The following is a 13646-nucleotide window of genomic DNA, read 5'->3' on the forward strand; positions in this document are numbered from 1 at the left end:
GTATGCCTGTGACCCTCGCTTCCCAAACCCGCACCCTTGCCTCTCTGGCGACCACATGTGCCGACTGGGTGCAGCACCATGCTGCGGGAGCAAGCCCTTCCTGTCGTGCCGCCCTGCGCCGCGAACGCCGTCTGGCGCACCGGCTTCAGGCTGCGGCCTCCCGCCCCGCCGCTGTCGCAGTTTACGGGGCGTCCCAGGCTGGAAAATCCTATCTGATGTCGAGCCTCTCCAGTCCTGCAGAGGGACCGCTGCTTATCCGCTACGGTCAGCATACGCTCGACTTCCTGATGGACATGAACCCACCCGGGGGCGATGAGTCGTCTGGACTGGTTTCGCGCTTTACCCTCAATCCTCCAGCCGCACCGGCCAACGCTCCCCCCATTCCCGTCCGCCTGCTCTCGGTGACAGACATCATCCGGATCGTCGGTAATACGTTTCTGTCAGATTTCAAACTGATCGGCATCAAGCCAAGGGAATGGCGCGAGACGTCACAAATGCTGGAAACCCTTCCCCGGTCTGCTGGCGGGGGTATTTTCACCATTGATGACATCGAAGTTCTGGAGGAATACTTCACTCGGAAGTTCGGAGACCGCATCTGGCTGTCGGTCCTAGGCGAACCCTACTGGGATTGGCTTGCCGCCGCTGCGCCAGAGCTTCCTTTGCAGGCCTTGATAACCGCCCTGTCTCCGCTGTGGGGGCAGACACCCGAGCTGACCACCTATGCCACCGAGCTGGTTTCGGCCTTGCTTTCGCTTGGCCAGGTCAATCTCGCCTTCTGCGACGTTGAGGCGCTGGTCCCGCGTTCAGACAGCATTCTGAACGTCTCCACGCTGTTTCGCCCTCCCATGGGCATGGCCCCTTTGCGGCTAGTCGGTGAAAATGGCTCCACCGTCACGCTGCCACGCAACATCGTCTCGGCCATCGTTTCCGAACTCGTCGTTCCCATGGCGCAGAGCCGCTGGGAGTTTGTGAAAACGACTGATCTGCTCGACTTTCCCGGAGCCCGGTCCCGCTTGGAAATCCGCGAACTATCGGATGTCGCAGGGGTCTGCGGAAAACTGTTCCTGCGCGGCAAGGTCGATTACCTGTTCGAGCTGTATCAGGCCGATATGGAAGTCACGTCCACCCTACTGTGCGTGGCGGATTCAGCTCAGGAGGTGACCGGGCTTCCCGCCATGATCGAGGGGTGGATCAACGACACGATCGGCAAAACGCCCCGAGAACGTAAAAATCAGGCTGATGCGCTGTTCGTGATCCTGACGAAATTCGACCGGCAGTTCGAGGAAAAGGGCGGGGCAGACGAAAACAGCAGCGATGTCTGGGACAAGCGTCTCGAAGCATCCCTCATCAATTTTTTCGATGCCCCCTGGGTAACGGAATGGAAGCCCGGCCAACCGTTCAATAATGTCCAGTGGCTGCGCGCTTCAACTGTTGGGAGCCTGTATCGCCGCGACGCCCAGAAACGCGAAACCGAAATGCTTCCCGAAAATCACCTGCGGGTTGAGAGGCGCCGCAACTCGTATCTGGCCAGCACGACGGTGGATCGGCATATCCAGCATGCCCCCCGCGCGTTCGATGAGGCGATCCGGCCAAATGACGGTGGCGTCAGCTATCTGGCCGAGCGGCTGAAATCGGTTTGCGAAAGCAAAACCAAGAACGAACAGCTCGCCGCCCGCCTCAAGGCCTGCACCAGCAATCTTCTGTCCCTCATGCGGCCTTTCTATCACGATCCGGCCGGAATAGAGTCCGGCGCAGAAGCCCGCAGAGCCGCGTCTGAAATCGCACAGGCCTTGCTGAGCCTGCACCGCAATCGTCTGTTCGGAGCATTCCTGCTGCGACTGGAACTGGACCGCTCTGCAATCATCGAACAGTGGCGCGATTTCAGCAGCACGATCCATCATACCCCGCCGCCCGTGCCCGTAGATGATCTGCTGGGGGACATTCTGGGCGATGCGATCCCAGTTTCCGCCCCTCAGGAAGACCAGCATGACCGGTTCGCCAGCCTGATTATCGAACATTGGATCAACGACCGCCTATTGAGCCTACTGGCGCATCCCGAACAGCTTGCGGTCTTCAATCTGGACCTGTCTGTTGCCCGGCAGTTCATTGAGCGCCTTCAGAAACTGGCCGAAACCCTGAACCTGCGCGAGGCGATCGCCCAAAGGCTGCGCCTTCAGTGCAACCATGTCAGCACGCTGAACCAGTCCGGTGAAAAACAGGCGCTCATCTGTGCGGAGTTGATAGGCCGATTCGTAACCTATCTCGGTTATGCCAATCTGGCGTCGGAGGCCCGCCCCCGTCAGCGTAACAGCGACATCGCCATTTTCAGTGCTCCGCCCACCCCCCGTGATTATCCTGTCCTGAGCGAACAACCTTCCGTCTATCTCGATACCTTCTTTCGTGACTGGGTACTCGCTCTGCGCTCCCGTTTCGAAGAGGGTGGCCCACAGTTTGATGTGGATGCCAATCATGCCCTTGAAGCGCTGCTTTCCAGACTTGAGACCTCACCGCTATGAACACTGAACTACACGTTTCTGCTAGCCACGAAGTTGAGGAAGCCATCCTTCACCTCCCCGGCCGGGCCGCGGATGCCAGCCGGGAGCACGTGACGATCCGTGCGCCGGATTATTTTCCTGAAAGTCGGGCTACAGGCCGTCTCGAAGCCCAGGGGGCAGATCTTCTGGTGCATATCCCCCGGGAATTCGCGACCATGTTCGAGGCCAATGCGAGCTATCAGCTGGAAATCCCTGAACTCCAAATCGTCGGCGATGTCTTCGACTGGCCTGTACTGCGCGCCCGTCCCATCGTAGTCGAACCTCGTCCCGTCATACTTCCAAAAAAAATTACGACGAAACCCACTTCGGAAGAGGATGAAATGATCCATTCCGAAATACCCGTCGGGCCGCCTGAAAAAAAGACCGAACGCAAACACCTCGTTCCTGTTCTGGGTGGGGGGGTGATCGGGCTAGGCATTCTGGGATTTCTGGCATTTTATCTTCTGCATCACCCCACCCTCCCCGGCCAGGATAAGGTCGCCTCTTCTCGCAGTCCGATCGCCGCGCCCCTGAATGCGACCGCACCGGACAGCGACCCCTTCGCCAACAAATCCGTGCCCGATGTGATCCGAGAGGCAGGAACAGCCGTCCAAATCAGGCAAGAAGGTGAAACCCGCCTGAAAAACGGCAAGACGGATGATGGTGTCCTGCTACTGGAAGCCGCCGCTGATCGCGGAGATACTCCTGCCATGAACCATCTGGGACATCTTTACGATCCGACGACCTTCGATCCGAAAGGGCCTATCCCCAGCCCGGATGTGCGTGAATCCGCCCATTATTATCAATCGGCCGCCAAGGCCGGCGACACGAGCAGCGCACAGGACCGTGCCCGCCTCCATACCGCCCTGCAGCAGCAATCTGCCAACGACGACATGACAGCCCAGCTTGCCCTGAAGGATTTTTGGCCATGATCCCGGACGTTCGCCAGATCGCTAGAGCCACTCTATGCAGCCTTTCGCTGCTTGGACTGGCAACCGCCGTACACGCCGCCACCCCGCTCTTGCAGCCGGGGAAACACACGCTCTATCAGCGGATCATTACCCGCCCCGGCGCATCTCTCTTCAGTGATGCGAGTGGAAAAGACGCAAAACCACTGCCGGGCTTCGAAGTCTTCTATGTATTCGGTCGCGCTCAGGGGCGGGTTCAGATCGGAAGTTCGGCCCAGGGCCCGGTTCAGGGATGGATTGATGATGACCACACAATCCCCTGGGCACACACCATGGTGGCAACCTTCACAAATCCCGCGGGCCGCAACCGCGCGCTTTTCCTCGACACAGCTCAACACGAGGAAGATCTCCTGTCCGCTGCGGACTCTGCGGCGCGCGTCGATGCTCTGACCAAGGGTGTTCAGGCTGGTCATTCAGCGCCGGTCGTCGCTATGGAACCGGAAAATTTCGTCGATCCGTCCAAGAATTTCTATTTGCTTCCCGTGCTGGATGCCACGCAGATCGAGCGGGACAGTGGTCCGGCAATCAGAATGCTACATGTCATTTCCGCCTCCACGACTACGGGCAATACCGCCCGGACAGCATCGCCACAGACCCTGAAGCAGTTCAAGGCCGGGTTGGTCTTCGTCATCGACACAACAGCCAGCATGCAGCCTTATATCGACCAGACGCGAGCTGCGATTTCCAGCATCATTCATTCCGTCCAGAATACGGCGGTCTCGCAGAATTTTCGCTTCGGCCTCGTCGCCTACCGCGACAGTCTCGCAGACACGCCTGGGCTGGAGTACGCGACAAAACTCTACGCGTCGCCAGATTTTTCCCAGTCTCTGGATGCAATCCTTCCGGCCATTTCCACGGTTCACGACGCCAGCGTGTCCTCCAGCAGTTTTGATGAAGATGCGATTGCCGGTGTAAAAACCGCAGTCGATCAGGTTCCATGGCAGACGTTCAACGGCCGTTATATCGTTCTCATCACCGATGCCGGGGCACGAAGCAATGACGACCCCCATAGCCTGACGCATCTCAACATCGAGGATATGAACCACCTTGCCGCGTCAAAAGGCATTGCCTTGTTTGTCATTCATCTGCTGACCCCAGCAGGGAATGCGGCGAATGATCACGGCAAAGCCGCAACGCAGTATCGAAATCTTTCGAAGTTCAACAATGCTGGCAGCCTGTATTATCCTGTCCCGGGAGGTAGCCCGGACGCGTTCCGGCCTGTTATCCAAACCATGTCTACCTCCATGCTCCAGCAAGTGGCGGACATGACCGGCCGCCCCGTCGCCGGACTAACCCCGCAGGATGCGAAAGTCGATACGAAACTCTCAGTCGTCAGTCAGGCCATGCGTCTGGCCTATCTTGGCGACACACAGCACACAGCCGCACCGGATATTATCAACGCGTTCACCTCCGATCGTGATCCAGCCGATACGCTGCATAGAACCCTGAACATCCGTGTGCTCCTGACACGCAACCAGCTCTCCGATCTCGCCAACGCCCTTCAGCATATTCTGGATGCCGGGCTAGCCGGTCGAACCGCACCGGAAAATTTCTTCACCCAGCTTCAATCTGCCTTTGCGGCTTCGGCCCGTGATCCAAATGCTTTCTCGCATATCGACACGATCGGCCCGCTGCTTGGCGAATATCTGGATGGCCTGCCGTATAAGTCCGACGTAACATCTATCACACAGGAATCATGGCTCGCCATGGGCGCCGTCGGACAGCGTACCATCCTAAACAATATCGCAAGTCGTCTGCGTCTTTATCAGGAATATGAGTCCGACCCGTCATTGTGGGGGCAGATCGGGCAGTCTCACGATGATGGAGAGCGCGTCTATCCGGTACCCCTGGAAGCGTTACCTTGAACCCCGACCAATCCCTGCTCTTTGCAGAAAACCTATCTTGGCAGGCACCGGGGCAAAATTTCACGCTTAAAGTACCTCATTTTCGCCTGAACCCAGGTGACCGTTATGCGGTCGTAGGGCCATCGGGCTGTGGCAAAAGCTCGCTTTTGGGCCTGCTCTCCCTTTCACTTCGTCCAGACCGTGTCGACGTGCTGGACATTATGGGCAGTCCCACGGCATCCCTCTGGCGCGTACCCGGACAGGGGCGTCTGACCGCCCTCAGGGCGCGACATATCGGGTTCGTTCCGCAGATGAGCGCATTGCTGCCCTTCCTGAACGTCGAAGCCAACATTCATCTACCACTGGATGTTATGAACATTAAAAATCCTCATCACATCAACGATCTTATCGAATGTCTGGGCCTTGTCTCCCTACGGACAAACAGACCCGCTGCACTGTCGGTCGGGCAGCGCCAGCGTGTCGCCATTGCCCGCGCACTTTCGCATCAGCCTGATATCATTCTTGCCGACGAACCCACTGCGTCCCTGCATCCAGAACAGGCAACACATGTCATGACACTCCTGCATCAGCAGGCTGAACGGCACGCAGCTGTTGTTATGGTGACGCACGACGCCGAACGCGCGGCGGCAGCCGGGTTCACGCTGCTTCCAGTCTCGATGAACGGTTCTACGACCCAGATCGCTACAGCATGACAGACCGGCGCTTCATATTTCATGACATTCGTCTGGCGGCCCGTCTGGCCTGGTACGATCTTCTATCCGAAAAAATTCTGGCACTGTGCCTTATCATCGGTCTAGCAGCGACGGCAGCCCCCCTGATTATCCTGTCAGGCCTGCGAGGCGGACTTGTTGAAGGATTGAGAACCGTCCTTCTGGAAGACCCGCATGTGCGTGAGATTTCCAGCGCCAGCAACCGGGATTTTACAGCAGACTGGCTGGATAGCCTGCGAAAAGAACCGGATGTCGTTTTTGTCATGCCCCGAACACGCACTCTTGCGGCCAGTGTCCTGCTCGTTCCGCCCGGCCACCCCTTTGCGGGTCGACGCATCGAACTGATCCCGTCCAACACGGGTGATCCCCTGACCACACCCACGACGATGCCCGCAGACGAAAGCACCATCCTGCTTTCCGCAAGTGCCGCCGCCTCTCTGCATATTCAGGCGGGTGATCTCCTCGAACTGCATGTCACCCGTCTAGGCCTCGGCCCGGAAACAGTTCGGATTCCCCTGCATGTTCAGGCGATTACCCCGCAACGCGCCCTTAACCGGGATGCAGCTTTCGTATCGCTGCGTCTGGCTCAGACCGTAGAACTATATCGAGAGCACTCTCTTTCATGGTCCGATGCTTGGGCACAGGCGGCCACGCCAGCCCCGTCCTATCCCGGCTTCCGTCTCTACACCCGGCAGATCAACACCATCCCCGCCCTTGACACCAGATTGCGTGCAGCAGGCGTGGATATTTCGGATCGGGCGCAAGATGTCTCGGACCTTCTTCTTCTGGACCAGCGATTGACCGTGCTGTTCCGGCTGACAGCCCTGCTTGGAGTGACCGGTTTTTTCGCCAGTCTCACCGCCGCGCTATGGGCCAATGTGGAACGCAAACAACTTTCTCTCGCAACCCTGCGCTTTCTCGGCGTACAGCGTCTAACGATTTTTCCCGTCATCCAGGCACAAATTCTCGCGCTGACCGGTATTTTTCTGGCTCTGACAGGTGCGCTGATCGTAGGCAGCGCCATCAATCATGTCTTTGCAGAGACCCTGCCGCCCGGACATACGCTGTGCAGAATCGGGGCTGGTCTGTGGCTTGAAACCTGCCTCATAACCGCTCTGGGAGCTTTTCTGGCCGCCCTGGCCGCCGCCCGAAGCCTTCGCCGCATTGATCCCTGGGAGGGAGTCAGCACACCATGAAAACCCATCACACAGCCCTGCTTTTGCTGGGTTTCGCACCCGTGTTGTCTCTACAAACGGCTGCCGCACAGAGTTGGGACAAAAAATTCGTCGACCCACATCCCCTGCCGGATGATCTGGTTCTGCCTATGCCCTGCGGTGGCGCAATGACGTTCCGTCCCGTTGACGTTCCGACAGGAGACAATCTACTCGATGACGATGCCATTATTCTGGGCAGAAGCGATCCACAGGATGGCTACAACGAGTTTATGCGCCACGCCTATGTGGCTGCCCCTTTCGCCGTCAGCCAGCATCCGGAATTGCGCCGGTACTATCTCGGCAAATATGATGTAACCCAAAATCAGGCTGAAAGCCTGAGCGGAACCTGCGCGCCCCCTACCCTGGATGGACAGCATCCCAAGACGCATATTTCGTGGGATGAGGCCATTACCTTCTCCACGAAATATTCAACGTGGCTTCACACCCAAAAGATTCCGCTGCCAAACCATGACGGAGCAACCAGCTTTGTGCGTCTACCCACCGACGACGAATGGTCTTATGCTGCCCGTGGCGGCATGCATGTCAGCCCGACCGATTTCATGGCTCCCACATGGCCCATGCCGGAAGGTGCAGACCAGTATATCGCCGCAGGGCCAGACCTTGGCGGCATGCAGCGCGTCGGGCAGATGAAACCAAACCCGCTGGGTCTGTATGATATGCTTGGGGAAGCCAGCCAGATGATGCTGGAGCCGTACCGCCTCAACCGCGTTGGCCGCCTTCAGGGTCTGGCTGGCGGAATTCTGGTCTGCGGTGGAAATTACCTGTCCAACCCCGATGAGATTACGACCAATTCACGCGCCGAAGTTCCGCTTTATAGCCCGCAGACGGGTGAACCAACCCGATTGCCTGAAATGGGATTCCGCCTTGTTCTGGCGACAGATGCTATCGGCTCCCTTCACGGAACGGAACAGGCCCAGAACGCTTTCAACACCCTGATGAACAAAACCCTGCCTGCAAGTGCAGACGCCCAGACCGCGCTTGCAGGCCTTCAGAAAAACACGACTGACCCGGCCACACTCAACGGTCTGAAGCTGATCCAGACCGCCATGGCCAGCGACTCCCGTGCCCGTTTCGATGCAGATCGTCAGGCGCTGGCCGCACAAATTCAGGCACTAGTTGCCCTGGCAGCGGATATCTGGGAGGTCGACCATGCCATACAGCTTATTCAGAAATCGGCCGATATTCTGAAGTCGCAACCAACGCCTCTAACACCGGCCCAGACCGCACAAATCGCAAATCACCTTCAGGCCAGACAGACGGAGCTTGGAGGCGCCATCAATGGTTACATCAGTCTTCTTCAGGCCGTAACGAACAGTCAGGCCCTGCCCGATCTCTCCGCCATCACAGCACAGCAGGCAGATGCTATCAAAGCACTTCAGGATGATCGGGCAATACAGTTCCTGATGGTTACTGCTCAGAACATTCAAAGCAGTCATTCCGGAAAACTCCCTACAGGGCAGACTATAAAATCGCAGATCGAAGCAATTCATTAATTCTTTTCGTGTAAATTTTCACTTCCCAAGAGAATGCTTTTTTCTTATTCACAATGAAACATTATGTAAAAAGGTTGCTCCGTGTCACTTTCGCCCTTTCGTATCTCCGCTGCTTCTGTTGCTATGTGCGTGTTTGTTTCCGGATGCGCTCCTTCTTATGATTCCTCACTCACACCGGAACAGAACCGTCTGCGCCAACGCTCTGCCCAGCAGAACAATATGATTGGAGAGGGCGCCGCAGTGCTCGGTGGCCTTGCTGCTCTTGGTGTTGGCCTGGGAACGGGAAGTGTCAAAAATGCAGCCCTCGCCGGTGCAGCCGGCGCTCTGGTTGGCGGGGCTGTAGGCGCACTTGTTGCTAATCGTGCCCAAGCTCAAGAGCTGAGTGAAGATCAGGTTAAATCGCAGATCGCCACCGAACAAAAAAATATTGCACAAACTCAGACTGACATTCAGGATGCACAGAAAGAACTTCTGGAAACGCAGAACAATCTGAAACAGCTCCGTCAACAGCTAGCTCAGGGACAGATTTCTGCTGAAGCCTATCAAGCCAAGATTGCCGGTTATCAGAAAGATGTGCAGGCTCTGCAAAATCTTGCCAGTATGCGGCAGAAGCAGGCAGACAGTATGAAGTTGATTGCCGATGCACACGGAAATTCTAGTGCAGCCCTTGCCTCCCAGCAGAGCGCGGCTCAGTCAAAGCAGCTCGCAGAAGTTGCGTCCATTATGGCTCAGGACGTCGGACAGGCTGAGCCAATGCCTGCCGCCAAAGCCTGAATTTTCATTCTCCAAAGGGCTGCCTCGTGATGTCGCATCGGAAATTTACGATTCTTCCCCTTTTTGGCGCACTCTGTTTGAGTGCGTGTTCTGCCCAGCAATGTGACCCGACCACCGCCAATCTTTTCTCAGGTATCGGATGTTCGGTCGGGAATGGCTACCAGCAGCGAAACCAGCAACTGCAAACAGCACGTGATGCCTGGCATGAGCGCGCGCAAGCGACCGCTAACGAGAGCGCGGCCCTCAACCAGTCCTTAGCGGAGACACAGAAAAGCGTTGCTCAAACACGAACTGAGCTACAAGCTATGAACAGTCGCATCGGTGGATACAGGAAGCGTTTAGCCAAAGCTTCCAGTTCGAAATCCTCTGCCTATCTTGCCGCACAGAAGAGTCTTGCAAATCTGGAACAGATTAAAAACCAGGCTGCTGCCAATCCGACAGCAGAACAACTTGCCCGGGTTAAGGCCGCCGAGCAGGAAACACAGGATGCCGTTGATCTTGTCGCCACACGCTAGGTATTTAATTCCCGGATTTGATGGATTGATGATGAATCTTTCTGGCCCTGAAGTCCATATTTTGCAGACATATTCGTAAGGTGTGAGGCCACTGAGGGTCTTGAGCCTTCGCCCGGAGTCATAGGCTGCCATGAAGTCGTTAAGGTGTCTCCTCAGCTGCTCATGGCTGTCGTACTGGAAGCGTTTAACGGTTGCTTCCTTTATTGTCCGGTTCATCCGATAGAGGTTGCCCCCCGTTTTTCAGACAGGGGCATACGCTATAGACCGTTGTGAGAAAAGACAGGTTTATAGGCAAGGTCACGCGGAAGAGGTATTCGGGCGAGTTCAAGTCGCGTGTTGCGCTGGAGGCGAGCAGACGCTTTCCAAACTGGCGTCGAAGCACGGTGTGCATCGGGCAATGATTTCCCAGTGGAAGCGCTAGGCTGTCGCCGGCATGGCGGCGACCTTCTCTCGTTAATCCGGCGTCCAATCTTCAGAACGTAATCCATTTACCCGGGTAAATTCTCGTAGATTTCCGGTTATAACGACCAGTCCTTTGCTCCGGGCGTGCCCCGCAATCATTAAGTCGTACGGTCCGATAACACACCCACGGGCTTCCAGATCAGCCCTGATTTCTGCTGTATGTGCTGCCGCATCATCGTCAAATGGCAAAACAGACAAACGTCCAGAAAAATGCTCTACCTCACGTCGGATTTTTGCCGGATTTTGAGATTTTTCCGCCCCATAAAGGAGTTCGTAAAGCACAATATCTGAAATACAGAGGGCCTCGGCGTTATCGTTGAAACGTTCGCGTAAGCCCTTTGGACGGTCACGCAAGACGCGGATACAAAAATTTGTATCCAGAAGATAACGTAGCATCAAAAGCTTTCGCGTTCCTGCATTGCAGGTTGATTGCGTTCGGGTAACTCAGTGCCGGAGGACGAAAAAAAATCATCCCATGCGGCATGCGCGGGCGCAATAATGCGTCGTACGCCATCGGGAATGATCACGACCTCCTTCAGACTAAGGTCAAAGGCAACAGCTTTGGGAAGCCGTACAGCCTGAGAACGATTGGAAAGAAAGAGAGTTGTGCGGGCAAGCATGGCATCCTCCATATGGGATATCCTGAACGTATATCCATAAATTGATCTGATACCAACAACATTCGTTCAGCTTTAAATTGGACTATTTTCCGTCACTATCCTGAAAGGCAACGTCCATAATAAACATCAAAATATACGACGGCTCTTAATCTTTTTCCGCCGAGATCAGACTTCCCCTCTTCCCTCGAAGAAGATCAGTCATAGTGTATTTCATACTCCTTAAGATTCATTCCAATTCGATAGGGCCCTTCGAACAGATCCCCGAGGGCCAGACGCCGTCGCAACGTCAGACGGCGTTGGGCCAGATGATACATCCGGTCATGCAGCAGATGGCAGCGCTGACAGAGCGCGCGCAGATTGCGCCACCGGTTGCTGGTGGGGTCGTGATTCAGATGAGCCGCGGCTAGGGACACTTTCGTCTGTCGCATTTCCAAATGCTCGATCAAGTCTGGAGGGGACACCCGCCTGCCCCGGCCATTGAACCAGTATCCTGTGTCAGGATGCTTCCACCGGCCACCTGGCAGTACCTGAAGGCGATGGCCATGCGGCCGACCGCAGCGCTGGCACACGCCCCCTGCCCGCTCGAACCTGACCTGTCGGCTCAGTTCAGGCCAGTTGGGAGGGTAAAGCGCTTTCAGTTCCGGTCGGATCGGCATTCCCGTTTCCTATCACACAATCATAGTCCGATAGAGACTTCCTGCAGGTCCTGATCCCCGAGGTCGTGGATCAACTCCACTGACAGCGCGTTCCGAACTCTGGCCGACGACACCGAAGAAGCCTTATGCTCTCGACCATGACATCCTCTTCACTCGATCCCGTCCGTCTGACCGAAGCCCTCCTGTTCCAGAGCTGCGGTCCAGTGTCGCGAGCGATGCTGGCGCGGGCTCTGGGAGAGGAGGAGGAGATCGCTCAAATCGTGAGCGAGGTGTCCAGACGCACCAAGGGGCTTGGATTTGAACTGGTCGCGGCCGGAGACGGCTGGATGTTCCGCACCGCCCCCGATCTCGCGGGGGCCCTGAGGGCGGTATTGAAGCGACCGCCAGAACGTCTGCCCCGGGCCGTGCTCGAAGTGCTCCTGCTGATTGCCGCGCGTCAGCCCGTCACACGACCCGAGATCGAAAGCTTCCGGGATGCCATCCTGCCGCAGAAGACCCTCACCCTGCTGCAAGAGAAAGGCCTCATTCGCAGCGTTGGCCGCAAGCCAGTCCCAGGCCAGCCCCAGCTCTGGGCCACGACCAAGACCTTCCTCGTGACCTATGGTCTACGGTCGCTGTCGGAACTGGATCCGCTCCTCGAAGGCCTGAGAGGCCCGCTCTAGGCCGTTTTGGGCTTATTCTGCGGGGCTTTGGGTACTATTCTTTCGTCATTCTAACACGTGGTAATGTCCTCTTACCGCGTGTTAAAGTAAGGTTGCCTTAATTATCGTCCTGCGGCAGATTCCAAGGGACTTGAAAAGGAAGAATAACGGCATGACCGCTTCGACAGAGCCTGCAGAGCGTCTTTCCGAAGTCCCCTCTTCCGCTCTGCAGAGTGCTTTGGACGCGGCAAAGGACAGTGCCCGAACGGCAGCCTATGCGCCCGAGACCCTGCGCGCCTATGCCCATGACTGGCAGGCCTTTTGCCACTGGTGCAACGAACACGAGACGTCCCCGCTTCCGGCCGCCCCTCCTATCGTCGCAGCCTGGCTGCACAGTCTGGCGCCACATTTCAGCCGCTCGGCCCTCGACCGTCGACTGGCGGCCATTGGCTATCAGCATCGCATGCGGGGGCTGGAGTGGAGTTCTGGTCACGCTGCCATCCGTACCACTCTGCGCGCAGCAGGGCGTGTGTATGGCACGCCCCAGAAACAGGCCGCTGCCCTCACGTCCCAGGAACTCCGCAAACTCGTCGCACCCGAACAGAGCAAAACCGTTGAAACGCTGGCGGATCTGCGCGACCGGGCTCTTCTGCTGATCGGCTTTGCGGGTGCGCTGCGTCGTTCAGAGCTAGTTGCCCTTACAGCAGAGACCGTCAGGATCGTCGGCACAGGATTGAAGCTCCACATCGCCCGCAGCAAGACCGACCCCGAGCATCGCGGTGAAGAGGTTTTCCTTCCCCGGGGCAAGCATCGCGAAACCTGCCCGGTTTTGGCTCTGGAGCGCTGGCTGAAGAAAGCCGAGATTACGGATGGTCCTCTCTTCCGATCCATCAATCGCTGGGAGCAGGTCGGACGTGATGCCCTGCATCCGGATGCTATTCGTCAGATCCTGCTGCGCCGTGCCAGGGCGGCCGGGCTGAAGGTTCCTTCCGGAGAACGCCTCAGCCCGCATGGACTGCGCGCTGGCTTCGTCACCGAAGCCTTTCGGGCGAATGCCCGGGATGAACAAATCATGGCACACACCCGCCACCGCGACCTGCGCAGCATGCGCCGCTATGTCCGTCGAGCCCGCCTTGATCTGGACTCTCCCGCCCATCTTCTGGATCTGTAAGT

At 57.1% G+C, this 13646-nt stretch carries 13 protein-coding genes and 2 pseudogenes; 11 read left to right on the forward strand and 4 right to left on the reverse strand.

All coding sequences use genetic code 11. From position 1 onward, the window contains the following. Nucleotides 1-2: 2 nt before the first annotated feature. From A0U94_RS14915 to A0U94_RS15790, 8 genes are all read left to right on the forward strand, one after another. Nucleotides 3-2516 (forward strand): virulence factor SrfC family protein, encoded by a 2514-nt coding sequence (locus A0U94_RS14915; RefSeq protein WP_167369415.1) that lies wholly within the window; start codon nucleotides 3-5, stop codon nucleotides 2514-2516. Beyond that, nucleotides 2513-3466 (forward strand): SEL1-like repeat protein, encoded by a 954-nt coding sequence (locus A0U94_RS14920; RefSeq protein ID WP_077804110.1) that lies wholly within the window; start codon nucleotides 2513-2515, stop codon nucleotides 3464-3466. The genes A0U94_RS14915 and A0U94_RS14920 overlap by 4 nt, the downstream gene beginning before the upstream one ends. Then, complete coding sequence (locus tag A0U94_RS14925; protein WP_077804111.1) at nucleotides 3463-5367, forward strand: vWA domain-containing protein; 1905 nt, start codon at nucleotides 3463-3465, stop codon at nucleotides 5365-5367. The genes A0U94_RS14920 and A0U94_RS14925 overlap by 4 nt, the downstream gene beginning before the upstream one ends. Then, entirely contained in the window at nucleotides 5364-6059 is a 696-nt protein-coding gene (locus A0U94_RS14930; protein WP_077804112.1) for an ABC transporter ATP-binding protein, read from the forward strand. The genes A0U94_RS14925 and A0U94_RS14930 overlap by 4 nt, the downstream gene beginning before the upstream one ends. Continuing rightward, the gene (locus tag A0U94_RS14935; RefSeq protein ID WP_077804113.1) at nucleotides 6056-7273 is read left to right on the forward strand and encodes an ABC transporter permease family protein; all 1218 of its coding nucleotides are present in this window, start codon (nucleotides 6056-6058) and stop codon (nucleotides 7271-7273) included. Before A0U94_RS14930 ends, A0U94_RS14935 begins: the two co-directional genes overlap by 4 nt. Then, nucleotides 7270-8805 (forward strand): formylglycine-generating enzyme family protein, encoded by a 1536-nt coding sequence (locus A0U94_RS14940; RefSeq protein WP_077804114.1) that lies wholly within the window; start codon nucleotides 7270-7272, stop codon nucleotides 8803-8805. Before A0U94_RS14935 ends, A0U94_RS14940 begins: the two co-directional genes overlap by 4 nt. A gap of 81 nt (nucleotides 8806-8886) precedes the next feature. After that, nucleotides 8887-9579, forward strand: coding sequence for a GAS domain-containing protein (locus A0U94_RS14945; protein ID WP_149026837.1), 693 nt, complete (start codon nucleotides 8887-8889; stop codon nucleotides 9577-9579). A gap of 29 nt (nucleotides 9580-9608) precedes the next feature. Further along, nucleotides 9609-10094, forward strand: a complete 486-nt coding sequence (locus A0U94_RS15790) for a hypothetical protein (RefSeq protein WP_149026838.1) — start codon at nucleotides 9609-9611, stop codon at nucleotides 10092-10094. A 15-nt stretch (nucleotides 10095-10109) separates the two neighbouring features. On the opposite strand, the pseudogene A0U94_RS14950 reads toward A0U94_RS15790, so the two are convergent. Then, a pseudogene (locus tag A0U94_RS14950) lies at nucleotides 10110-10331 on the reverse strand (IS481 family transposase); the annotation flags it as partial. 50 nt (nucleotides 10332-10381) lie between these two features. Between A0U94_RS14950 and A0U94_RS15795 the strand changes: the two are divergent. After that, nucleotides 10382-10512: pseudogene (locus A0U94_RS15795) on the forward strand (transposase); the annotation flags it as partial. Nucleotides 10513-10547: 35 nt separating this feature from the next. On the opposite strand, the gene vapC reads toward A0U94_RS15795, so the two are convergent. The 3 genes from vapC to A0U94_RS14965 form a co-directional block, all read right to left on the reverse strand. Next, complete coding sequence (gene vapC, locus A0U94_RS14955) at nucleotides 10548-10952, reverse strand: type II toxin-antitoxin system tRNA(fMet)-specific endonuclease VapC (RefSeq protein WP_077804116.1); 405 nt, start codon at nucleotides 10950-10952, stop codon at nucleotides 10548-10550. After that, the gene (gene vapB, locus A0U94_RS14960; RefSeq protein WP_077804235.1) at nucleotides 10952-11176 is read right to left on the reverse strand and encodes a type II toxin-antitoxin system VapB family antitoxin; all 225 of its coding nucleotides are present in this window, start codon (nucleotides 11174-11176) and stop codon (nucleotides 10952-10954) included. The genes vapC and vapB overlap by 1 nt, the downstream gene beginning before the upstream one ends. 194 nt (nucleotides 11177-11370) lie before the next feature. Beyond that, nucleotides 11371-11832, reverse strand: a complete 462-nt coding sequence (locus A0U94_RS14965) for a hypothetical protein (RefSeq protein ID WP_077804117.1) — start codon at nucleotides 11830-11832, stop codon at nucleotides 11371-11373. A 137-nt stretch (nucleotides 11833-11969) separates the two neighbouring features. Here A0U94_RS14965 and scpB point away from each other — a divergent pair, with 137 nt between their 5' ends. Then, nucleotides 11970-12494 (forward strand): SMC-Scp complex subunit ScpB, encoded by a 525-nt coding sequence (gene scpB / locus A0U94_RS14970; protein ID WP_244178141.1) that lies wholly within the window; start codon nucleotides 11970-11972, stop codon nucleotides 12492-12494. Between the two features lie 151 nt (nucleotides 12495-12645). Further along, nucleotides 12646-13644, forward strand: coding sequence for a site-specific integrase (locus A0U94_RS14975; protein WP_077804119.1), 999 nt, complete (start codon nucleotides 12646-12648; stop codon nucleotides 13642-13644). Nucleotides 13645-13646 lie beyond the last annotated feature (2 nt).

Origin of the sequence: Gluconobacter albidus (assembly GCF_002005485.1) — a bacterium.
Taxonomy (GTDB): Bacteria; Pseudomonadota; Alphaproteobacteria; order Acetobacterales; family Acetobacteraceae; genus Gluconobacter; species Gluconobacter albidus.